Annotated in this window: 12 protein-coding genes; 3 read left to right on the plus strand and 9 right to left on the minus strand. The window is 68.9% G+C overall.

All coding sequences use genetic code 11. The features are described 5' to 3' along the window. Window positions 1–5: 5 nt before the first annotated feature. Window positions 6–1,637, minus strand: coding sequence for an electron transfer flavoprotein-ubiquinone oxidoreductase (locus Q0309_RS17825; protein ID WP_299444498.1), 1,632 nt, complete (start codon window positions 1,635–1,637; stop codon window positions 6–8). A 621-nt stretch (window positions 1,638–2,258) separates the two neighbouring features. Between Q0309_RS17825 and Q0309_RS17830 the strand changes: the two genes are divergently transcribed. Further along, window positions 2,259–5,126, plus strand: coding sequence for a PAS domain-containing protein (locus Q0309_RS17830; RefSeq protein ID WP_299444500.1), 2,868 nt, complete (start codon window positions 2,259–2,261; stop codon window positions 5,124–5,126). A 21-nt stretch (window positions 5,127–5,147) separates the two neighbouring features. Here the strand turns inward: Q0309_RS17830 and Q0309_RS17835 are convergent, their stop codons facing one another. The 4 genes from Q0309_RS17835 to Q0309_RS17850 are packed head-to-tail and all read right to left on the minus strand — an operon-like array spanning window position 5,148 to window position 12,198. Then, window positions 5,148–6,611: an extracellular solute-binding protein gene (locus Q0309_RS17835; RefSeq protein WP_299444502.1), complete on the minus strand. Its 1,464-nt coding sequence runs from the start codon at window positions 6,609–6,611 to the stop codon at window positions 5,148–5,150. Then, on the minus strand, window positions 6,611–8,878 hold the full coding sequence (locus tag Q0309_RS17840; protein WP_299444504.1) for an adenylate/guanylate cyclase domain-containing protein: 2,268 nt from the start codon (window positions 8,876–8,878) through the stop codon (window positions 6,611–6,613). The genes Q0309_RS17835 and Q0309_RS17840 overlap by 1 nt, the downstream gene beginning before the upstream one ends. A 54-nt stretch (window positions 8,879–8,932) precedes the next feature. Then, a complete protein-coding gene (locus Q0309_RS17845; RefSeq protein ID WP_299444506.1) occupies window positions 8,933–11,371 on the minus strand; it encodes an HD domain-containing phosphohydrolase in 2,439 nt (812 codons plus the stop codon). Continuing rightward, window positions 11,368–12,198: a transporter substrate-binding domain-containing protein gene (locus tag Q0309_RS17850; RefSeq protein WP_299444508.1), complete on the minus strand. Its 831-nt coding sequence runs from the start codon at window positions 12,196–12,198 to the stop codon at window positions 11,368–11,370. The genes Q0309_RS17845 and Q0309_RS17850 overlap by 4 nt, the downstream gene beginning before the upstream one ends. Before the next feature lie 228 nt (window positions 12,199–12,426). On the opposite strand from Q0309_RS17850, the gene Q0309_RS17855 reads away from it, so the two are divergent. Together Q0309_RS17855 and Q0309_RS17860 are read left to right on the plus strand one after the other, a co-directional pair. Continuing rightward, a complete protein-coding gene (locus Q0309_RS17855) occupies window positions 12,427–14,700 on the plus strand; it encodes an NADP-dependent malic enzyme (protein WP_299444510.1) in 2,274 nt (757 codons plus the stop codon). Window positions 14,701–14,797: 97 nt separating this feature from the next. Beyond that, window positions 14,798–16,351, plus strand: coding sequence for an ATP-binding protein (locus tag Q0309_RS17860; protein WP_299444512.1), 1,554 nt, complete (start codon window positions 14,798–14,800; stop codon window positions 16,349–16,351). 319 nt (window positions 16,352–16,670) lie between these two features. Here the strand turns inward: Q0309_RS17860 and Q0309_RS17865 are convergent, their stop codons facing one another. From Q0309_RS17865 to Q0309_RS17880, 4 genes are all read right to left on the minus strand, one after another. After that, on the minus strand, window positions 16,671–17,576 hold the full coding sequence (locus tag Q0309_RS17865; RefSeq protein ID WP_299444514.1) for a hypothetical protein: 906 nt from the start codon (window positions 17,574–17,576) through the stop codon (window positions 16,671–16,673). Continuing rightward, on the minus strand, window positions 17,573–19,513 hold the full coding sequence (locus tag Q0309_RS17870; RefSeq protein WP_366940661.1) for a serine/threonine-protein kinase: 1,941 nt from the start codon (window positions 19,511–19,513) through the stop codon (window positions 17,573–17,575). The genes Q0309_RS17865 and Q0309_RS17870 overlap by 4 nt, the downstream gene beginning before the upstream one ends. A gap of 257 nt (window positions 19,514–19,770) precedes the next feature. After that, window positions 19,771–22,155 (minus strand): caspase family protein, encoded by a 2,385-nt coding sequence (locus tag Q0309_RS17875; RefSeq protein ID WP_299444516.1) that lies wholly within the window; start codon window positions 22,153–22,155, stop codon window positions 19,771–19,773. Between the two features lie 85 nt (window positions 22,156–22,240). Then, window positions 22,241–22,819 (minus strand): OmpA family protein, encoded by a 579-nt coding sequence (locus Q0309_RS17880; RefSeq protein WP_299444518.1) that lies wholly within the window; start codon window positions 22,817–22,819, stop codon window positions 22,241–22,243. Between the last annotated feature and the right edge of the window lie 203 nt (window positions 22,820–23,022).

Raw genomic sequence — 23,022 nt, forward strand, 5'->3', positions numbered from 1 at the left:
GCCCGTCACATGTTCGGATAGTTCGGACCGTCACCGCCCTGCGGCACCACCCAATGAATGTTCTGCGTCGGGTCTTTGATGTCGCACGTCTTGCAGTGCACGCAATTCTGGAAATTGATCTGCAAACGCTGGCCGGCGCCGGGCTGGTCCTCGACGAACTCATAGACCCCGGCCGGGCAGAACCGCGCCTCCGGCCCCGCGAACTCCGCCAGGTTGATGCGCGTGGGCACGCTGTCGTCCTTCAGGGTCAGGTGGCACGGCTGGTTTTCCTCGTGGTTGGTGTTCGACAGGTAGACCGAGGACAACCGATCGAAGGTCAGCTTGCCATCCGGCTTCGGATATTCGATCGGCGTGCATTCGGCCGCCTTCTTCAGCGCCTTGTGGTCCTCGTGGTGGCCCAGGGTCCAGGGCGCCGCGCCCCGGAAGACATACGCCTCCAGCGCCGAATAGCCCAGACCGCCCCACATCCCCCACTTGAACGACGGGCGGATGTTGCGGACCTTCTTGAGTTCCTGCCCCAGCCAGGACGTGTTCACGGCCTCTTGGTAACCGGCGACCGCGCCGGACGTGTCGGCCGTCAGGTGCGCGAACACGGCGTCGGCGGCCAGGATGCCGGACTTCATGGCGGTGTGGGTGCCCTTGATCTTGGGCACGTTGAGGAAGCCGGCCGTATCGCCCACCAGCACGCCGCCGGGGAACGACAACTTGGGGATCGACTGCCAGCCGCCCTCGGCCAGGGCGCGCGAGCCGTAGGCGATGCGCCGGGCGTTCTCGAACGTCGGCCGGATGGCCGGGTGAGTCTTGAACTGCTGGAACTCGTCGAACGGGCTGAGGTACGGGTTCTTGTAGTCGAGGCCGACAACGAAGCCGACGGCCACCAAGTTCTCGCCGAAGTGATACTGGAACGAGCCGCCGTAGACGTCGCGGGGCACCGGCCAGCCGATGGTGTGCTCGATCAGACCCGGTTTGTGGACCGAGGGGTCCACCTCCCACAACTCTTTGAGCCCGATGCCGTAGGTTTGCGGCTGCACACCCTCGCGCAGGTTGAACCGCGTCATCAGGCCCTTGGTCAGCGAGCCCCGGCAACCCTCGGCGAAGATGGTCTGGCGGGCGTGCAGTTCCATGCCCGGCTCGAACTGCTCGGTCGGCTGGCCGTCCTTGCCCACGCCCATGGCGCCGGTGGCGACACCCTTGACCGAGCCCTCCTCGTTGTACAGCACCTCGGCGGCGGCAAAGCCGGGGTAGACCTCGACGCCCAAAGCTTCGGCCTGCTCGGCCAGCCAGCGGCAAACGTTGCCCAGGCTGACGATGTAGTTGCCCTTGTTGTGCATCTGCGGCGGTGCCGGCAGACGGATGGCCCGGCTCTTGGTCAGGAACAGGAAGCGATCGTCGCCCGCCGCCTGATCCAACGGTGCGCCCTTGTCGCGCCAGTCAGGGATCAGTTCGTCGAACGCGCGGGGTTCGATGACGGCACCGGACAGGATATGGGCGCCCACCTCGGAGCCCTTTTCCAGCACACAGACGCTGAGTTCGTTCCCCTTTTCCACGGCCAGCGTGCGCAGGCGGATCGCCGCCGCCAGCCCGGACGGCCCGGCGCCCACGATCACCACATCGAATTCCATCGCTTCGCGTTCCATGAATTTCTCCCTCTGACCGCGGCGCGTTCGCCCGGGTCCCTGCCGACCGCCTCCGTTCGGCGGCCCGACCGTTCCGCAAACAGGCCTGCGCTGAAACGGTTCCCCCTATAGCACAGGACATCGAACCTGGACAAAAGGTACACAGCGCATCTGCCATAAGACGCGCCCAGCTTATTCACTTGGCTCCGGCGAGCACAGCATGTTGTGCCGCAACGCGACCCCGTCTCACCAGATCGCGCTTCTACCGGAGCCAAGTGAATAAGCCTTAGACACGCAACGACGTCGACGGTCCGCGAACGTGTCTCGCCCGCCCCCGTCGTGGCCCGGACAGATCGATCGTCGCCCGCACGAATCATTGCGCCGGGTTTGCCAAATGTGGAGCAGTCGCCAAAAAGCACATGACTTCCAGCCATCTTGCGCGGATCCAGGCCGCTCGGCTATTCTCATGCGAGCCTGGTGTGAAAGGCATCGCATTCAATGCAATCCGATTTCGTCGATCCTCGCGCACCGGTGCGGCGGTCCGACCAAAGCACGGAGGCCGAGCCCCTCCGTTGCGATCCTGCTGTATCCGGCCCGCGGGACGCCGAACCGTGCTTGTCGGGTGCGGATATCCTGGCGTGCGTGGATTTCGACGGTCTGACCGAACTGCTCGACGACCTTCGCGCGGCCACCGGCCTGTCGGCCGCCGTGACCACGTGCGACGGCACTTTGCTCGCCCATTCCGCCGGCGAACAGCTTTGCACCATGCACCTGCACAGCCATCCCGACAGCCGCCAGGCGTGCCTCGACAGCACCCACGAGGCCGCGCACCGCCTTGGCGGGGAGGAGGACTCGGTGGTCCTGACCTGTCCCTTCGGCCTGACCAAATGCGTCAGCCGCATCGAGGTGGACGGCCTGCATCTGGCCAACCTGATGATCGGGCAGTTCTGCGCGACGCCGCCCGATCCGGCGGCGTTCGAGGCTATCCGTGTCCGCTACGGGTTCCCGCGTGACGCCTACGCGGCTGCCGTCGCCGCCCTGCCCGTGGTCGAGGAGTGCCGCATCGCTTCCGTGCAGCGCCTGCTGCGGACCATGGCCCAGGAGATCGCCCGTCGGGGGATGGCCGAGGCCCGGGCGCGGGCGGAAAAGGCTTGGGCCGAGCAGGCCCTGGCCGATCGCACGCGCCAGGTCGAAGCCGCCGAGAGCCGCCTGTCCCGCATGGCCGCGCAGGTGCCGGGCGCGCTGTACCAGTACCGACTCTGGCCGGATGGCCGCTCGACCTTTCCCTATGCCAGTGATGGTCTGCAAGAGATCTACGGCCTGACACCCAACCAGGTCCGCGACGACGCCCTGCCGGTCGCCGCCGTGATCCACGCCGACGATGTCGACCGTGTCATGGAGTCGGTTCTGCACTCGGCGCGCACCCTAACCATCTGGCACGAGCAGTACCGGGTGACCCATCCGACCAAGGGGACGATCTGGGTCGAAGGCCGCTCGCAGCCGGAGCGCCTGCCGGACGGCAGCGTGCTGTGGCACGGCGTGATCATGGACGTCACGGACCGGATCCGGCGGGAAGAGACGTTGCGCGCGATTCAGGACCGCTATCGCAGGGTGGCGCGCGAACTGCGATACGGGACCTGGGACCTGAACCTGAAGGCCGGCGTGTTCGACGTCGACGCCGGGTTCTTCGAGATGCTGGGGCTGCCGGGCGAGGACGGCGCACTGTCCTTCGACGACTGGCTGGCCCTCATGCATCCCGAGGACGCGGCCACTCTGTGGGACCGGGTCGGGCCGCAGCTGGTGGGCGGAGACGACCTCTGTCTGGAGGTGCGCTACCAGACGAGCGCGGGCGGGTGGATCTGGGTGGAATCGCGCGGCCGGGTGGTCGAGCGCCGCGACGGCCGCGCCTTGCGGCTGGTGGGAACCAACGTGGATATCTCGGACCGCAAGGCCGTCGAGCAGGCCCTGCGCGACAGCGAGGCCCGGTTCCGCGCGTTCCACGAAAACACGCCGGTGGCCTATGTGGCCCTGGAGTCGGACGGCCGCATTGTCGAGGCGAACGGGCCGTTCTGTGCGCTGGTGGGCACCGACCGGGCCGCCGTCATCGGGCATGAGCTGGCAAGCTTCCTGGCCGCGACAGAGGGGAACGAGGGCGCGCGCCAGACCGCCGCGTTGCTGGAGGGTGCGACGCATAGCGGCGATCTCCACCTCGCGCGGGCCGATGGCTCAGAGGTGACGGTGCAGGTCACGGGGGCCGTCCAGCGCGACGCCGACGGCCGCTTCGTGCGGTGCCACTGTGTGCTGCATGATATCACCGACCATGCCCGGCTGGAGGCGCGATTGGCGCGCTCCAACGCCGACCTGACCCAGTTCGCCTACGCCGTCTCGCATGATCTGCGCGAGCCGCTGCGCATGGTGGGCGGTTTCCTGGGGCTGATCGAGCGGCGGCTGGGCACCGACATCGATCCGCAGATGCGCGAGTGGATGGCCTTCGCCCGCGACGGCGCCCGGCGCATGAACGCCATGATCCTGGATCTGCTGGAATACTCCCGCGTCGGAACCACCGAGATCGAGGCGGAACCGGTGCCCCTGGCCTCGGTGGCCACCGAAGCCCTGCAGAACCTGGGCGCCCGGGTGCAGGAACGGCAGGCCGTGGTCATGGTGCCCGATGATTTGCCGGTGGTGACGGGCGATCAGTCGCAGTTGGTGCGCCTGTTCCAGAACCTGGTCGGCAACGCCGTGAAGTTCGTCCCCACCGCGCGCACCCCCGAGGTGACGATCGCCTGCGCGGACGAGGGCGACAGGGGCTGGGTCCTGTCGGTCATGGACAACGGTCCCGGCATCCCGGCCGACAAGCGCGACGCGGTGTTCGGCGTGTTCCAGCGTTTGGATGGTTTCGAGAGCCAGGAGGGAACCGGGGTCGGTCTGGCCTTGTGCAAGAAGATCGTCGAGCGACACGGCGGAACGATCGCCATCGACGACAACCCGGACGGCGGCACCGTCATGCGGTTCACCTTGCCCAAACGGGCTGCGGCCGACAGCCCCAAGGATGAGACACCGTCGCGCCAGACCGCCGAACTGGTGAACACGTTGAACATGCATCAGATGCGGATCGTGGCCCGGATCCGAAACCTTTCGCACACCATTCAGAAGCGGGAGGCGTCGCGGCAGACCATCCTTGGCGAGGCCGCGTTCCTGGTGCAGGAGGTCGACGCCTACCGCGTCTTCGTGCACGCCCACGGCGCCAAGGTGTTCGGCACGGACCGGATCGCCGGCGAAGAAAGCCCGCTGACCGAGGTGGATTCGCTCTTTTTCGCGGTCCAGCAGTGGACCCAGGACCTTGACTGCACCGACCTGACGGCGGCGTCCACATGGCTGCCGATGGCCACGCTGTTGCGCCAGATGCTGGAGCATGTGCAGCGCAGCCATACCCGGCTGGTGCGCAGGCGCAGCCGCCGGGTGGCCCGCGCCTCCGGCGACGGCGTGGGGCCGTTCGTGTGGGGCGCTTAGGGCGGATCAGACACGGGCCGTTCACGGGCCGTGTCGTGGCTGGTCGCGCCCGATCCTGTCGAGCAGGGCCTGGGCTTCCGTTTGGGCACGCCAGGCCGCCCCGGCCGGCGTGGCGGAGTCCTCCAGGACGGCCGTGACCATGCGGCCGACCACACCGTCGGCATACAGCGCCCCGGCGCGCGGATCGGCGTGGGCATCGCGGCCGGACCCGACCGTCGAGAACGTCGACGGCACCCCCAGCGCCGAGGCGAGGTGCCGCGCCGTGGCCCGGCCGAAGGTCTGGAACACGCCCAACCGGTCGCGCATGAACGCATCGTCATCGATCACGCGGCGCACCACCGGGATCATGCCGCCGGGCGCCATGTGCAGCCAGGCGATATAGGCGTCGCGCCGGAACAGGAACAGCGCCAGGGCGCGTGCGGCGGCGCGGGTGGCGGCGTCGCCCGTGCCGGTCAGCCCCAGGCCGTTGATCGACGAGAACGCGCCGATGTGGCCGGGGACCGGTCCGTCGAGCGTGGCCACGATGGCGGTGTTCCTGACCAGGTTCGGGTCGAACGCGGCGCCGTCCAGGTCGGGGAAGTGCTTTCCGGTCAGTGAGTTGGCGGCCACGCCTGGCACCGCCAGATCGTCCATCAGGAAGGTTGAGTAGAACAGAAGCCCGGCGCGACCCTGGAGGTAGTAGTCGCGCGCCCGCCACGTCAAAGCGCCCGGCCCGGCGTGCCTCGCCAGGTCGGCATAGACCTCCAGCGCCGCGACCATCTCCGGCGTGGCGAGCGTCGGGCCAGCCTCGGGGTCTTGGCTGAGCACGCCGCCGCCCAGCGCCCGGGCAATCATCATGAAGCACTGCTGGGTATAGAAGTCTCCGGTCGTACCCAGGATCACGCCGCGCCGTCCCCTGTCGGGATCGTGCAGGACCCGCGCCGCGTTTCGCAGGTCGTCCAGCGTGCGCGGCGGCGCCAGTCCGTGCGCCTCCATCAGCCAGTCCCGGCGCGTCCAGATGATCTGCGGCCAGCCATGAAACGGAATCGCCGCCATGGCCCCGTCGGGCCGGCGCAGGGCGGCCAGAGATCCTGGCTCGAACGTCTCCGTCCCCAGAACTTGAAGCAGGCCGTCACCGTCGGGGCTCAGAAGACCCTCGGCATCCAGGGCGAGAAGGGTATCCGCCCCCGTGTTGATGATGTGGGGCATGGTCACGCCGCTGCCGGGCTGGCGGGCGGCCCGCATCCGCGCGACCAGGTCCAGTTCATTGACGGGCTCAAGGTCCACGGGCGGCTGGCCGGTCAGCGTCGCCTGGACGTCGAGCAAATAGCGGATCACGACCACGCGGCTGTCGTCGGTCTCGGAGGTCAGCAGGCGCAGGGGGGCGTGAGTGTCCGGGACACCGGCATGGCCCTTGCGGGCCACCGCGCCGCCCAGGGCCGCCCAGCCGCCGGCGCGGACGAGATGGCGCAGGCAGGCGCGCCGGTCGATCGGTCGGCCGGCCATCACTTCTGCTCCATTTTGCGGACGTCGACCCACCGCGCGGCGGCGTCCGCATCGGCGGCGAGCCGGGCCGTCAGGTCGCGGAAATGTGCCGCCAGGGGATCGTCAGGCCGCTCGGCGGCCAGGTCGGCGAAGGCGTCGCGCGCCCGCGCCCAGTCCCGGTCGCGACGCAGCCAGACCTGGGCCTCGTTCCAGCAGGCGGCGAAGGCCACGGTTTCGGTGTCCACCGACGGCAACGGGCAGCGGTCCGCCGCGCGCGGATGCACGCCCAGCAGTTCATGGACGCCGACCGCCTCGGACGCGCCTTTCGGCTGGACGCGGTCCACCAGACGCAGCACGAACCGGTCGGAGACACGGGCCGCCACGGCATCGGAGACCAGGATCTCCGTGCCGAACATCTTGTTCAGGCCTTCGATGCGCGAGGCGATGTTGATCGCCGCGCCCAGCGCCGAATAGTCCATGCGGAAGGACGACCCGACGTTGCCGACCACCGCCTCGCCCACGTGCAGACCGAACCGGGTGCGGAAGGGCGGGTACCCGTTCGCCACCAGATCGGCGTTGAACGCGGCCACGCGGGCGCGCGCCTCCAGCGCGCCCAGACACGCCTTGGCGGGGTGGTCGTCGCAGTCGCTGGGGGCGTTCCAGATGGCCATGACGGCGTCGCCAATGAACTTGTCCACGGTGCCCTGATGAGCGGCAATGGCGACCGTCATTTCCTCGAAGTACCGCGAGGTGCGGACCATCAGGTCCTCCGGCGGCGTGGTCTCCGACAGGGTGGTGAAGTCGGCGATGTCGGTAAACAGCACCGACAGTTCGCGGCGCTGCCCGCCCGGTTCGGCCGAGCCGCCGGCGGCCACGATCTGGCGCACCAGATCCTTGGGGACGAACAGGCCGAAGGTGCGCAGCGACTCCTTCATGGTCCGCTGGGCGCCGGCCAGGTCATGGATCTCCTTGATGATGGTGCGCACCCGCACCGGATGATCGAGTTCCAGATTGCGGATGCGCCCGGCATCGTCGGCCAAGGCACTCAGCGCCCGCGACATGCGGCGGGCGATCAGCCAGATCACGGGAATACCGAGCAGCGCCACCGCCAGCGCGTACACCAGACTTTTCAGGATCAGGCCGTCGACGGGGCCGGTGTAGTCGGTCAGCGGGGCGGCCAGCGCGATCACGAGATCGCGGTTTCCGGGCATCGACACGTCTATGCGGCGCACCAGAATGGACTGGTCCGACTCCTGCATCCGGACGAGTTCGACGTCGGCCGTGCCCCGGGCGGCAAACAAGGCCCGCAGGATGGCGGGATCCCCCAGGTCGCTCAGGCCCAACGGCCGTCCGCGCACGTATTCCGCCCCGGTCCGCAAGCCGTCCGGGCCACGGTAGGCGATGATCCGGCCGCCCGTGGTGGCGACCAGGATGCGTCCGTTCGGGGACAGGCTTTGCGCCGCCAGGAAGTCGGCGATAGAGGCCAGGGTCAGGTCAACCCCGAACACACCGGCCACGTCGCCGTCGAAGGGACGCGCCATGGTGATGCCGGGCTCCCCCAGGCTGGCGAAGGCGTAGATCTCGGTCATCACCGTGCCATGCCGTTCGCGGGCCTGTGTGTACCAGGGGCGCGCGCGGGGGTCGTAGGTGGGCGCATCCTCGACGCGCGATCCGAGAAGAGCCCGCTCCCGGTCGAGGAACAGCCAAATCTGGATCCCGCCGCCGGCGGGCCGCGTCAAAATGGTGCGGTGGATGAACCGGGTTCCGGGCGGCGCCCCGTGGCTCACGCGCACGGCGTTGGCGTACCGCTTTTTCTCGGCGGCGGTGGTCGGTTGCTCGGGAACGGCGATGATCTGATAGAACTGCCCGTTCTGATAGCCCATGTAGGCGGAGTACAGCGATGGGTTCGCCTCCAGCGCTTGCATGATGTACCAGCCCATGGGGTGGACCAGCAGATCGGGCAGGCGGGCAATCTCCGGCAGCGACGCCGACAGGTCCGCCAGCACGGCGGCCGGCGCGAACAGCGTCTCGACATGGTGGGCGACCTTGGCGGTCAGTTCCCGGGACAGGGCCTGGCCGGTGTCGCGGGCGACCCTGCGCCCCTCCAATATGGTGAATCCGGTCAGGGCGAGCACCACGACCAGGGTCATCGCGGCCATGATGGTGAACAGATTCACCGCCAGCGGGATGTGCCGCCGCGACAGGTCGCGCCACACCGCGCGCGCCGCCGAAACAGCGCCTGACGGGATGCCGGCGATCAGGCCGGCCCTGCTCGACGTGTCCCTCATGGGTTCGCGTCCGTCCCGCATGTCGGACGAGTTTTCTGTTCGTCCGCTTCGGCATCACTGATACCGCGAAATGTCCACCGCGTCGATCTGGTCCGGATGCAGAAACGTTTCGGCGTAGGTGCGCCAGACCCCGGATCGCAGGAATAGGCCAAACAATTCAGGGTCGATGTGGTTGTCGTCGCGCATCCGGCGCATGATGTCGAGCGCTTCCGACACGGTCTTCGGCGTCTTATACGGGCGGTCGGCGGCCGTCAGGGCCTCGAAGATGTCGGAAATCGCCATGATCCGCGCCGGAACGGACATGGTGCCGCCCCTGATGCCACGCGGATAGCCGGTGCCGTCCATCTTCTCGTGGTGGCCGCCGGCGTACTCCGGCACGCGCCGCAAGTGTTTGGGCAACGGCAGGCTTTCCAGCATGATGATGGTCTGGATGATGTGGTCGTTGACCTTGAAGCGTTCTTCCTCGGTCAGCGTGCCGCGCCGGATGGACAGATTGTACAGCTCACCGAAATTGAAGCACAACTTCGGCGCGACCATCGTGAACCCGTGGGGATTGTTGGCCGTCACGGGGGGCACGCCGTCGGGCCAGGGAACGATATGCTCGGGCTTGTCATCGAGCAGGCGTTCCTCGACCGGAGGCGACCGCGCGGGGATGTCGGCCAGCCGCGCGTTCTCGTTCGGCGACATGCCTATGCGGTCGTCGAAGTGGCGGACCCAGGTGCGGGCACCGATGGCCTTCAGGCGCTCGATGTGCGCGTCGCTCAGGAACTCGCCGCCGACGTTGCACGCGGCGACGAAGGCGAACTCGGCCTGCAGGACGGCATGGTTCCGCTCGCGTTCGGCGCGCGCCGCGTCGGCGTCGGCGCCGGCCAGCAGGGCGCGGCACTCGGCGATCTCCGCGTCGCGCCATAGCACCTCGAAGCGTGTGCGGATCTCGTGAATGCGGTTGTGGATGGTTTCCAGCTTGGTGGCCTTGTCGACGACGAATTCCGGGCTGGTCACCTTGCCGCAGTCGTGCAGCCAGCTGGCGATGTGCAGTTCGTACCACTCGGCCTCGGTCAGGTCGAAATCGGCGAACGTCTCGGTGTCCCGGCAGGCGGCCTCGGTCAGCAGCCGCGTCAACTCGGGCACGCGCGAGCAGTGACCGCCGGTGTAGGGCGACTTGGCGTCGATGGCGCTGGCCATCAACTCGATGAAGGAGTCGAGCAGGCGGCGCTGCGCCTCCAGCAGCAATTGGTTTTCCAGCGCCACGCCGGCCTGGGCGGCCAGCGCGCGGGCGATGTCCACGCTTGGCGCGTCGAACGGAGCGACCCGGCCGCTGTCGGGATCGCTGGCGTTGACGAGTTGCAACACGCCGATGATCTCGCCCTGACGGTTGCTGAGCGGCACCGCCAACAGCGACGTGGTGCGGTAGTCGTGCTCTGCGTCGAAGGCACGCGGTCCGGTGAAATCGTAGGCCGTGTTGTCATAGACGTCGCGCACATTGACCGTTTGTCCGGTCAGGGCCGCGTGCACGGCCACGTTGCGGTCGTTGGGCCGGCCGTCGGCGTCGTGCAGCGGCAAGGGGTCGAACGGCACGACCTCGTCGCCGACCCCGCCCAGATGGATATCAAGGCTGTGGTTCAGGATAATGGCGAACTGAAGCTGGCCCTTGTCCTCGTCGACGAGGTAGACCGTGCCGCCGTCGCTGTGGCACAGGTCCGAGGCCGCTCGCAGCACGGTCTCGACGACGTGGCGGGGGTTGTGTTCGGCTCCCATCTGGATGCCCAGGTCGATCAGGCGGGAGCGCGTGCGCTCCAGGCTGGCGCGACGGCGCTCCATGGCGTTGAAGGCATCAATCACGTCTCCCAGTTCATCCGAGGAGACGTGGTCGACATGTCGGACGGTTTCCGGTCCGGTCTCGGTGCTGATGGCGCGATGCAGGCGCGACAGCGGGCGGAAGATCAGCCGGCTCGTGGTCACAAACACCAGGACGACGAGGGCGGCGATGACCACGCCAACGATGATGGCGTCGGTCGCCAGGCTCTTCCACAGGGCGTTGAGAACGCGGCTGTCGTCGAAGGCAACGGTCATGCCGCCCACGACGGTGGTGCCGTCGATCTCCCGCTTGACCAGCGGAACTTCCCGGACAAGGGGCGCGTCCGTTCTTTGCAGGGCGCGCACCTGCCCCGCCGACGTGACCACGCGCCCCGACGGGTCCCGGACCTGGAGGGCCAGCAGGTCCGGGTGCCCGCCCATGACGGCGACCAGGGACCGCACCTGCGCGTCGTCAAAGGCCCACATGGGGCTGGCCAGGACGGCCCGGTTGGTGACGATGAAGGTCTCCAGGCGCTGTTCCAGGGCCGCCATCGCCTGCCCATGGGCGCGCGATTCCAGCACCGTGAACAGGCCCACCGACAGCGCCACCAGCACGGGCACATACACCGCCAGCAAGCGCAGCCGCAGCGAACGCGTGGTCCGGCGCCACGTCGTGGCCACCCATCCGGCGATCATGGGCTACCCCCGTGACGGCTGGTCTCTCGGATCTCGGCCAGGGCCGCGTTGATGCGCGCCATCACCCCCCGCCCGACCGACCGGCTGCACACTAGGTGGCGCGTGTTGCCGGGCGGGCTGTCCTCGAACGTCAGCGCGACAAGGTCCTCTCCGGCGGCGCCGAAGCGGGAGATCAGGGCGTCCGCCTCCTCGAAGCTGGTGATCATGTAGTCGAACCGCCGGCCCAGAACCATGCGCACCAGCCCCTGATCATCCTGCGAGACCGTCGACTGCGGCGGTCGCACCGACTCGATCATGCCGTCGATCACCGCGCCGTAGGAATAGCCGAGCTTGGTGCCCAGGCGCGCCCGGGAATCCGACAGAAGCCCCTCAAGCGACGTGTGCTCCATCACCACGCTGTTGTCGACGCGCGTCAGAACGACCTGCGGGCGGTCGCGGGAGATCGGATCGCTGAACAGGCCGAGGTGTTCGCGGGTTTCGGTCCGGAACCAGCCGACGGCGCACACCGGCTCGCGGTCCGCCGCGACCGTCCGCAGATGGCCGTTGGGCTGCATCGCCCGCCACACATACGGCACGCCCGCCGCCTCGAACGCCCGGGCTACGGGGCCGGCGACGAGGCCACCGAACCCGCCGTCGTCGGTGCGCACATAGTATGGCGACCGCTCGAACACCAGCAGCGTCACCGGCGGCGGCGCGGTCGGTGTTTCGGCGTCGTCGGCCACCGTAGACGGCGCCACCCACAGCAACAAGGCAAGGACCGTCAGGCACGCCGCCGCCACCCGGCGCGACCGGCCGCGCGACGCGGACGCTGCGGACCCCTTGGCCATCGAATGCCCTCGAGCCAAAAAAAAGGAACGCTTATCCTAGCACACACCGTTACGATCGCCACGCGCGTCATCGTCTTCCAACACAAAAGGTGGCGTTTGGACGGCTCTTGTCTTGAGCCGAGGTGGTGGGGTGGCCAAGAAAGCCCTGGGCACGATCCGGTTGAACCGTCATGATGTGCCGCGCGCCCCGCCCCCGACTCACTGACGAAAAAGACGAAAACGACTGGCATGGACGAGACCAAGACCCCGACGTCGAACCTGCAGCGCGAAGCGCTGCTGATGCACGCCTCCGGCCGCCCCGGCAAGCTGGAGATCACGCCCACCAAGCCCCTGACGACGCAGCGCGATTTGTCGCTTGCCTACTCACCGGGCGTGGCCGCGCCCTGCCTGGAGATCGAGCGCGATCCGACCACCGCCTACGACTACACGGCCCGGGGCAACCTGGTGGCGGTGATCTCCAACGGCACGGCGGTGCTTGGCCTGGGCGACCTGGGGGCGCTGGCCTCCAAGCCGGTGATGGAGGGCAAGGCCGTCCTGTTCAAGAAGTTCGCCGATATCGACGCGCTTGATCTGGAGGTGGACACGCGCGACGTCGACGAATTCATCAACTGCGTGCGCTTCCTCGGACCAAGCTTCGGCGGCGTCAACCTGGAGGACATCAAGGCCCCGGAATGCTTCATCATCGAACAGCGCCTGAAGGAGCTGATGAACATTCCGGTGTTCCATGACGACCAGCACGGCACCGCCATCATCGTCGCCGCCGGCCTGATCAACGCCTGCCACCTGACCGGGCGGGCCATGGACGAGATCAGCGTCGTCATCAACGGCGCCGGCGCCGCCGGTGTCGCCTGCGCCGAACTGATCAAGTTCATGGGAGTGCGCCCGGACAACGTGATGCTGTGCGACACCAAGGGGGTGATCCACCGCGAGCGCGATAACCTGAACCAGTGGAAGTCGGCGCACGCGGTCGATACCGACCGGCGCACCCTGGCCGAGGCGCTGGAGGGCGCCGACGTGTTCCTGGGCCTGTCGGTCAAGGGCGCGGTGACGCCGGAGATGGTGGCGTCGATGGCCGACAAACCGATCATCTTCGCCATGGCCAACCCGGACCCGGAGATCACGCCGGAGGAGGTGGCCCCCGTGCGCACCGACGCCATCATGGCCACCGGGCGGTCGGATTACCCCAACCAGATCAACAACGTGCTGGGCTTCCCGTACATCTTCCGCGGGGCACTGGACGTGCGCGCGCGCTCCATCAACATGGAGATGAAGGTGGCCGCCGCCCGGGCCATCGCCATGCTGGCGCGCGAGGACGTGCCGGACGAGGTCGCGGCCGCCTATGCCGGCCGGCGACTGCGCTACGGGCCGGACTACATCATTCCGGTGCCGTTCGATCCGCGCATGATCTTCGCCATTCCGCCGGCCGTGGCCCGCGCGGCCATGGAGACCGGGGTGGCCACCATGCCGATCGTCGACATGGACGGCTACCGCCAAGCGCTGTCGGCGCGGCTCGACCCGACGGCGGCCAGCCTGCAGGCCATCCACAACGAAGTGGCCCGCCACCCGCAACGGGTCGTGTTCGCCGAGGGCGAGGAGGAAAAATCGATCCGCGCCGCCGTGGCCTTCCGCAACGGTGGCTACGGCACGCCGATCCTGGTGGGGCGCGAGGACCGTATCGAGCAGGCGGTCGCGCGCCTGGGCCTGGGCAGTCTGGAGGGCATCGAGATCTATAACGCGCGGGTCTCGTCGCACAACAAGAGCTACACCGACTACGTTTATGCGCGCACGAACCGCAAGGGCGTGCTGTACCGCGACGCCCAGCGCTGGGTGAACCAGGACCGCAACGTCTTCGGCGCCTGCATGGTGGCCCAGGGCGATGCCGATGCCATGGTGACCGGCCTGACCCGTCACCAGCACCACGCGCTCGAACAGATCACCATGTGCGTCGATCCGACGCCGGGCGAGCTGGTCATGGGCCTGACCATGGTGGTGTCCAAGGGCCGGACGGTGTTCATCGCCGACACCACGGTGCACGAGGCGCCCACGGCCGAGGAGATGGCCGACATCGCCCAGCAGGCGGCCAAGGCCGCGCGCCAACTCGGCCACGAGCCCCGGGTGGCATTCCTGTCCTACTCCACCTTTGGCGCGCCGGCCGGCGAGAACCCGATTCGCACCCGCGAGGCGGTGAAAATCCTGGAGAACCGCCACCCCGACTTCGAGTTCGAGGGGGAAATGGGAGCGCACGTGGCGCTGGATGCCGATCTGCTAACGCTCTATCCCTTCTCGCGCTTGTCGGGGCCGGCCAACGTGCTGATCATGCCGGGCCTGAACTCCGCCAACATTTCATACAAACTTCTTCAGAAATTGGGCGGCGGAACTGTCATTGGTCCTATGTTGTTGGGATTGTCCCGACCGGTCCAGATCACGGCCATGGACGCCACGGTGTCCGACATGGTGCACATGGCGGTGATGGCGGCCCACGATGCCCTGCGGCGCGGCTAAGGGACCAACAGCCGCGCCCAACCGCGCTTGGCGGTGATCCATGCGCCGGCCGGGGCATCGGTGGCGACCCCTCCGGACGGCGCGGAGTGCCCTGCTGATGGTCCGCGACGCCAGCATCGACCGTCGTCCCCTGCCCCCCGGCCGTCTGTTCGGGGCGACACTGTTGTTGTCCGCGCCCGGCGTGCTGGTCGTGACCGCAATCGCCGTGTTCGGCGGTCTGTCGCCGCTGTGGCTGGTGGTGCCCGCCGTGCTGGCGATCCTGGCCGGCACGGCGCTGATGGTGCGCCCGTATCTGCGCGATCTGTGGGCGGTGGAGCGGACCATGCGCCGCCTCGCCGAGCCCACCCGGCCGCCCGCCGAAACCCCGGACATCGTCTATTCCAAGGTGGCCCGGGGGCAGATGGCGGCGGTCCAGGACCTGCGTCGCGCCTGGGAGCAGCGGTTGGCGGCGCTGACCGCGCGTTCCGGATCGGACGCCCTGGTGGTGGAGGGCCTGACCGATCCGATCCTGCTGATCGATCCCAACGGCATGGTGACGCGCGTCAACGCCGCCGCCCGCGCCCTGTTCGGCCGCGACGGGGTGGGCCGGCCGCTGACCGTGCTGCTGCGCGACCCGCGCGTGCTAGAGGCGGTGGAGGCGGTGCTGGCCGGTGGCGGTGGCCGCATGGTGCAGGTCATGCTGGCCGGTCCGGTGGAACGCGAGTGCGAGGTACGCGTCGGCCCCCTGCCCCAGCGCGACCGCGACGGCGCCGAGGCCATGGTCACCCTGCACGACGTCACCAAGCTGGTGCGGCTGGAGCGGATGCGCGCCGACTTCGTCGCCAATGCCAGCCACGAGTTGCGCACGCCGCTGTCCAGCCTGGTCGGCTTCATCGAAACCTTGATGGGGCCGGCCCGCGAGGACGAAGAGGCGCGCGACCGCTTCCTGCCGATCATGCTGGAGCAGGGCCGGCGGATGCAGCGGTTGGTCGAGGACCTGCTGTCGTTGTCGCGCATCGAGATCAACGAGCACAGCCCACCCACGGACACGGTGTTGCTGCCCGACCTGATCCGGGGTATCGCCACCGGCCTGGAGCTGAAGTGCCGGGCCAAGGACATGACCATCGTGCTCGACCTGGACCCGGATCTGCCGCCAGTGATCGGCGAGGGCGATCAGTTGAACCAAGTGTTCCAGAACCTGCTCGACAACGCCATCAAGTACGGCCGGGCGCATACGGCCATCACCGTCTCCGGCGGCGTGGTGGCGCGGGCACCCGTGGGGATGCCGGGACCGCGCGGGCCGTGTCTGCGGATCGCCGTGCGTGACCAGGGCGAGGGCATTCCGCGCGAGCATCTGCCACGCCTGACGGAGCGCTTCTACCGCGTCGATCGGGCGCGCTCGCGCCAGATGGGCGGCACCGGCCTGGGGCTGGCCATCGTCAAACACGTGCTGGCGCGCCACCGGGGTCTGCTGGTGCCGGAGAGCGTGGTTGGCGAGGGCAGTACGTTCAACGTCTATCTGCCGCTGGCCCCGGCGGTCCAGGCCCCGGCGCCGTTGTCGCTGGAGGTGATGACCGATCCGGATGGCGATGACGAGGGGGCAGTGCCATATGGGCTGGCTGACGACCTGCACACCGATCTGGACCCCGAACAGCGCCGGAGCGTGGTGTAGGACCGCTTGGCTATGACTCGGAGGCGTTCGTTCCACAACCCGTCATACCAAGCGACGGAAATCGTGACACGTTTTCCGGACCGTCGACACACGATCTTGGGAGATCCCTCGCGTCCTAACGGACGCTTCGGGATGACCTATGTATTTGTTTTTCTAAAGAAAATCGTCATCCCGAGCGAGCCCCCGCGACCATCGGGACGATGGTCGCGCTTCTATGATCTCGGCGACGCGAAGCGTCGCCGGGGGCGAGCCGAGGGATCTCCCGCGTCGGCACCGCGCCCGGCGAATGGGGAGGATTCATGACTTCGGTCGGCTGGTATCACTCTTCCACCGACCTGCCCCACTCCGGAGAGAGGACGTCACCCAGGTCCCGCTCCAGGGCCGGCCAGGCCGTGCCCCAGCAACAGGCGTGGGCCTGCCCCTCCAGCACCGACACGCGGTGCGTCGGGGCGCCCAAGCCATGGTGCTCCAGCACCCCGCGCGCCCAGGCGGGCGGCACGATGCGGTCGTTTTCTCCCAGAAGATGGGCCTGCGGCAGACGGGCCAACCGCCGAGCCGTGCGGGGGTCCAGGCCGGGCAACGCAGTGACCCGGTGATGGCGCGTCCAGGCGGCGGGATCGATCACCCCAGCGACGGTCACCAGCCCGCGCACGTCGGCGCGCGCCACCGCCAGCCGGGCGGCCAGGAAGGCGCCGCCGGAATACCCCACCAAGACCAGCGTCTCCGCCCCGGTCTGGTGCTTGAGGTCGTCAAGGGCGGTGTCCATGCGCGCCACCGCCTGGGGCGAGAACCGGTCCACGGTCCAGTCGCTCACGCGGCAGGCTGCAGCCCGTTCGTACTGGCACGGACGGGCCAGCGCCGCGACATGGGGCAGGCGCGACGCCACGGCCAGATCGAGCGCCACCGTATGACGCGGTGTGGGGTCGGCCGGCGGCCGGTCGCGATCCGGCCAGGCGGCGCCGTCGCCCTCGATGAACACGGCAAGATGCCCGGACGCCGCGCCGACCGGCGCGCGATCCGGCCCGATCCAGCCGACCAGCGTCATGTCGCCGGCATCAAGACGCTGGCGCATGAACCCGGCCGCTGCCGCGCGCTGTTCCAGGACCGCACGCGTCGGCCCGGCGGGGCCGGCACAGGCGCCGAACACGGCCGCCACCGCCAGGACCAGCACGGCCCGCCACGGGAATCGACCGTCGCCGCTCTGCCTGCCCGCGCGCGGTGTCACCGCACGATGTCGACGAAGCGGAACGAGAACCGCATCGCCTCGCCCGCCTGATCCCGGCGCCGCAACAAGGCCTCCAGGAATTCCTGCAGCGATTCGATCTCCGGCCTTTGTTGCGGGAAGATCGGAAAAGTGGACTCGGCAGCCAGAATCATGTCGCGTCCGTACGGCGGCGTCACCTCGTACACGCGTTCCCCGGAGGCGCCGCTGGCGTCGGGCGCGCCGATGTGCACTGGCCGGCCGGCCGCCGAGGACGCGTCGGGCCGCACCGGGTTTGGCAGCAGGTGGAACACCAAGCGTTCGTCGGCGTCGATGAAGGCCACATGCACATACCCGCGCGGCAACGTCGGCTGGACCGTCACCTGCAGGAACTCGCCCGGCCTGTACTCGCCGTCCGGCTTGCTGAGGTCGATGCCCGGGCCGTCCGACGAGCCCCACAGGTTGAGGGTCCCCAGCGTGGCACACAAGGGCGGCGGCGCGAATTCGACCGCCGTGGTGTCGATGGCCTCCACGCCACGGACGTCCGCCAAGTCCGCGCGCAAGCGATCCAGGTCGGTGGCACTGCCGACGTACCCGGTCACCCGCGCCGTGCCGCCGGGGCCGCGCGCGACGGAAAGCCCGCTGCACGGCACCGTCGCCGCCAGGTCGTTCAGATCCGGCAGGGGCGGACGCGCGGCCAGATCGGTGGAGTCGCCATCCGAGGCAGGATCGCCCCCCGTATCCGCGCCGTTCGTATCCGCGCCATCCGTGTTCGCGCCGTCCGGGGTGCTGGCCTGCGGCGGCGTTTGCGCCGGGTCCGCGTCGGACGTCGTGTCAGGGGTCGTGTCCGTGGCCGTCCCCACGTCTGTTGTATCGGTGTCCGGGTCCGAGTCGCGATCAACGGCCGCGTCCAAACCGGACGTGGCGGAACCGCCCCCCGCGTCCGGCGCCGGGATCTCGCCCGTCTCCACCTCCAGCCCAAGCATGGCGACCAGCGGGCGCACGGGCTCGGGGATCGCCCGGCCGCTCCATACCCACCACACGGCCCCGCCCGCCATGGCCCCGATCAGCAAGAGCGCCACCACGATCACCGCGCCGGCCCGGCCACCGCCGCCGCCGCGCTCCCGTTTCTTTGGCTTGCGGCGGGGCTCGTCGGTGGCCAGCCGGGTTTCCGCACCGATCAGGTCCCGCGCCCGAGCCGGCCGATCGTCCGGGTTCGGCTGCAGCATCCACGCCAGCTCGGCACGGAGCGCGCGCGGCACCTTGCTCAGATCGGGGACCTCGCGCCGCAGGTCCAGGATTTCGGTCAGACTGCCGCCGATCTCCATCGGCTCGCCCTGGGCCGCCGTGGCCAGCACCAGGCCGAGGCTGTAGATGTCCGAGCGACCGTCAACCTGGCCGCCGTGGTCCCCCAACTGCTCGGGCGAGGCGTACCGGTACTTGCCGGCGAAACTGCCGCCGATCACCGTGGCCACCGCCTCTTGACGGGCAATGCCGAAATCGATGATGCGTGGCTGGTCGAGCTTGCCTTCGTGGAACAGGATATTGTCGGGCGAGATGTCCCGGTGCACGACGCCGCGCTGGTGGACCTCGTCGAGGGCGGCGGCCAGCTTGTCGCGCAGCAGGCGGATCTCGTCATCCGTGAAGGTCCGTTCGCCGATCAGGTCCTTCAGCGACGGCCCGTCCACGTATTCCATGACGATGAACGGGTGATTGTGCTCATCCAGAAGCAGGCCACGGTAGCTGACGATCACCGGGTTTTTGATGGACTCCAGGATCCCCGCCTCGCGCCGGAACAGTTCGATGATGCTTTCGTCGCTGGCGAACTCCGGTTTGATCATCTTGAGCGCGTAGGGGCGCCCATTGAACAGGTGTTCCGCACGGTACACCTCGCCCATGCCGCCGGTGGCAACCAGGCGTTCGATGACGTAGGTGTGGGAGAGGATGGTGCCGATGGGGATGGTGCCACCGGACGGCCGGAGGGCACGGCCCCCGCCGGCGACACCCGGCTTCGAGACGACGGTTCCGTCGTCATCGGGCGGGGCGGATTCGCCGGCTCCGCGTCTTGTCTCTGACGTCTTCGCCTCCCTCGTCCCATGAGCCTCCCACCGGGGCTTCGACCCTGGTGGTGGTGGTGCCGCTTACGGCACCGCCAGTGTGGCGCGGGACGGTGTCCCGTTCAACACTGACGATGGTTGAGGGTCCCGGCGCGGGGCGCTTACCGTGCCAGCACGAAGTCCGTGCCCCGGCTGATGCCCACCGGCGTCACCATGGTCCGGCCGGCGATGCCGCCGCGGGTCGCCGCGTGGGCCAGCAACTGCTCCTCCAGCTTCTGCACCACCACGGGCACGGCATCCTCGACGTAGCTCTTGATCTCGACCACCGTCACCTGGCCGTCCCGGGGCGCGCGGTCGGCGCGGCGCACCCCGCCGCCGGCGCCGAAGCCTTCCAGGAAGGCGTAGGTAAACAGGCCGTGCCCCAGGATGTCGTACTCGGGCGCCTCCTGCCCGGCCCGGGCAGCGGTCAGAACATGCACCCCGGTCTCGCGGCTGAGCGAGTCGAGGAATCGCCGCTGTTCGAAGCCGTCGAACTGGCTCAGCGCCGCGCCGGCCCCGCAGGCATCGACCAGCAGCAGCATTTTCTGCGCCGGAATGCGTCGCAGCAGGTCGGCCAGTTCCTCGGCCGAGATCCCCTGGCTTCGCACGCCGGAGGCCGAGGCCTGCGACAGGTCGGCGGGCAGGAAATACCAGTCGCTGTCCAGGGCCTTGCCGTGACCGGCGAGATAGAGGATCAGCACATCGGACGGCGAGATGGTCTGCAGGCTTTGCAGGTGAGCGCGGATGGCGCTCTTCGTGGCCTGACGGTTGGTCAGCAGAGTCTGCCGCACACCCGAATAGGGCGTCCGCACACCGCGCTGGAAGAGCTGCGAGACCGACTGCGCGTCGGCCACGGCGAAGGTCAGGGCGCCCAGCCCGGCGGCCTGATAGGCATTGATGCCCACCGCCGTCAGGTAGAGCTGGCCGCCGCTGACGCCGCCGCCGGAGGCCTGCACGCTGGCGGTGGCCGGGTCGCTGGCCACGCCCTGCCAGCCCAGCGCGACGGCGGAGAAGGCGTTGCGCCCGGGCACCGCCGGGACCGCGAAGGTGACGGTCCGTCCGACCCCATCGCCGGACTCGTTGATGTCGGCGACGATGGCCTCGGGCGGCACACGCTTGTCATTGTTGTAGAGGCGGACGTCGGGCCGCGTGCCGTCGCTGCGGTTGACCGCCTTGACGGTGACGGTCACCGTCTCGCCCGGTGCCACGCCGCCGGAGGGCGAAACGGACACGGTCACCTCGGGCGGCAGACGCACCTCCTGCTGGATGGCCACCGACGGCCTGGTCGACAGCGCCATGCCCGGCTGTACGGATTTGGTCAGAAGGCCGGGTTCAAAATAGGTCTTGGCGAAGCGGTCCACCGGCAGGTCGCCGGCCGGGGTGCTCCAGACCACATCCTCGTAGGTGTCTATGGCGCCGTCGTAACGCCCCTCGGGCGAGACCACGGCCCAGCCGCCGGCGTTGGAGATCATGTGGGCAAGCAGCCGGAAGCTTTGACCATCCAGAACATGGACGGTGCCGTCGCCGCTGGCGGCCAGGATGCGGTCGGGACCGCTGCGCATGGCCACGTCGGTCACTGGCCCGGGCACCGGAGTCGGAAGGCGGGTGGCCTGCCCGCCGGAATGCTTGGCGAGGCCACCGTTGGAATCGCCGGAGACGGCCAGCCCGCCGGGCGCGGCCGACACGGCCGTCACTTCGGCATCGTGGGCACGCGCCTGCGCGATGCGCTGCCCGCTGGCCGCGTCCCAGATCTCGACGGTGCCGTTGGACAGACCCGCCACGACGCGGCCGTCGGCGGACATGGCCAGCGCGCTCACCGGCGCGGCGGGGCGCACACTCCGGCCGGCTCCGGCCGCCCCGATCACCAGCGAGCCGTCGCTGAAGGCCGCCGCGAACCGGCCACCATCATCCCGTGCCACGTGGGTCACGGCGCCCGCGCCCCGGTGCAGCGACTGCGCCTGGCCGCTGGCCAGCGTCACACCGAGCACGGTGCCGTCCGACCGCCCGAAGATCGCCTGGCGCCCGTCCGGCGAGATGTTGACCGACTGGACATTGGATGACGCGGCCGATGGCAGGCCGGCGACCGGCCGCCCGCCCGGCGCTGGCAAGACACGCGCCTGACGGTCGGTCGAACCGAGCAGCACGAAGCCGCCGTTCGGCCCCACATGAATATCGCGCACCGGCCCCATCCCGGCGGCGGTCAGGCGCTGAACCTCCGCGCCCTCGCGCAGGTCCCACAGGGCGATGGCCCCATTGCCCAGCACGGTCGCGGCGTGCGCCCATCCGGCGTCGATATCCAGGCCGCGGACCGCCCCGAGGTTGCCCCGGATTTGCAGCGTGGGCCGGAAGATTGTGCGGGTCTGGCTTTGCACCGCGCGGCCGACGGACCGGGTGCTGTTGCGCAGAACACTGGTCTGGGCCGCCGCGTCATACGCGGCGACCACACCGGCCCCACAGACGAGGACCGCGATCAGGCAGGCCAATGGCGCGGGCGCAAAGCGTCTCATCGCGGGTCCTCTCGTGCGGCGCCCCTGCCGAGGCGCGTTGCGTGTGCGGACAGGCTTGATCCGACTCGCTGTCGTAGCGCGTCGCTTACGAGTCGAGATTGACCAATTCAACCCGCCGGTTGGCCGGAGAGTTCGGCGCCGCCGGGTCCTTCAGCCGCTGCTCGCCGAAGCCCCGCGCCTGCAGGCGCGACGGCGCAATGCCGAAGTTCTCCACCAGGTACGACCGGACCGCCTCGGCGCGGCGTTGCGACAGGTCGGCATTATATGTTTCCCGGCCCGAGGCATCGGTGTGCCCGTAGACGCCGAACCGATAGGTCTTGAGTTCGTCCGACGACAGGGCGCGTCCAATCTGGTTCAGGGTGGCCATCGATTGCGGCAGAATGCGGGCCGAGTCGAACGCGAACAGAATGCTGTCGAACGAGGCCGACAACTGCCCGAGTCCCTCCTCAGGCGACGGTTCCTCCGCCTCTGGCGTCGAATGGACCCGCAGGCCGCGCGTGCGCGGCGACAACATGCGGATGATGTCGTCGGAGTCCATTTCCGCGCCGGACGCCTCTGGAACATCGATCAGGTTGTCGTCGGCCGCCTGGGCGGGCCCGAGGGTGGCGCCTGTCGCGGTCGCCAGACCGACGACCAGAACCATGGCAATGGCACGCGGCAACATGGCTGCACTCCTTGTGATCCGGAGACGTTTGATCCGAGGTCGTGTGATCCGAAGGATCGTGCTCTCGCCGCGCCGCAGCGCCCCCAAGAGGCCATGGGAGGGACCGTTGGGGCGCGCCGGACCCGGCGCGTGGCAGTCGTCGACCTTCAGCCCTTTCACAGTTGCATAGTGGGGAATTATGGCGATTTTGTCACCCCCAAGCG

The sequence above is a fragment of the uncultured Rhodospira sp. genome (assembly GCF_937138205.1).
GTDB lineage: Bacteria > Pseudomonadota > Alphaproteobacteria > Rhodospirillales > Rhodospirillaceae > Rhodospira.

Coding starts and splice junctions, on each gene's coding strand:
- Q0309_RS17825 (WP_299444498.1), bottom strand. CDS start 1,637: ATGGAACGCGAAGCGATGGAATTCGATGTGGTGATCGTGGGCGCCGGG.
- Q0309_RS17835 (WP_299444502.1), bottom strand. CDS start 6,611: ATGGCCGGCCGACCGATCGACCGGCGCGCCTGCCTGCGCCATCTCGTC.
- Q0309_RS17840 (WP_299444504.1), bottom strand. CDS start 8,878: ATGAGGGACACGTCGAGCAGGGCCGGCCTGATCGCCGGCATCCCGTCA.
- Q0309_RS17845 (WP_299444506.1), bottom strand. CDS start 11,371: ATGATCGCCGGATGGGTGGCCACGACGTGGCGCCGGACCACGCGTTCG.
- Q0309_RS17850 (WP_299444508.1), bottom strand. CDS start 12,198: ATGGCCAAGGGGTCCGCAGCGTCCGCGTCGCGCGGCCGGTCGCGCCGG.
- Q0309_RS17855 (WP_299444510.1), top strand. CDS start 12,427: ATGGACGAGACCAAGACCCCGACGTCGAACCTGCAGCGCGAAGCGCTG.
- Q0309_RS17860 (WP_299444512.1), top strand. CDS start 14,798: ATGGTCCGCGACGCCAGCATCGACCGTCGTCCCCTGCCCCCCGGCCGT.
- Q0309_RS17875 (WP_299444516.1), bottom strand. CDS start 22,155: ATGAGACGCTTTGCGCCCGCGCCATTGGCCTGCCTGATCGCGGTCCTC.
- Q0309_RS17880 (WP_299444518.1), bottom strand. CDS start 22,819: ATGTTGCCGCGTGCCATTGCCATGGTTCTGGTCGTCGGTCTGGCGACC.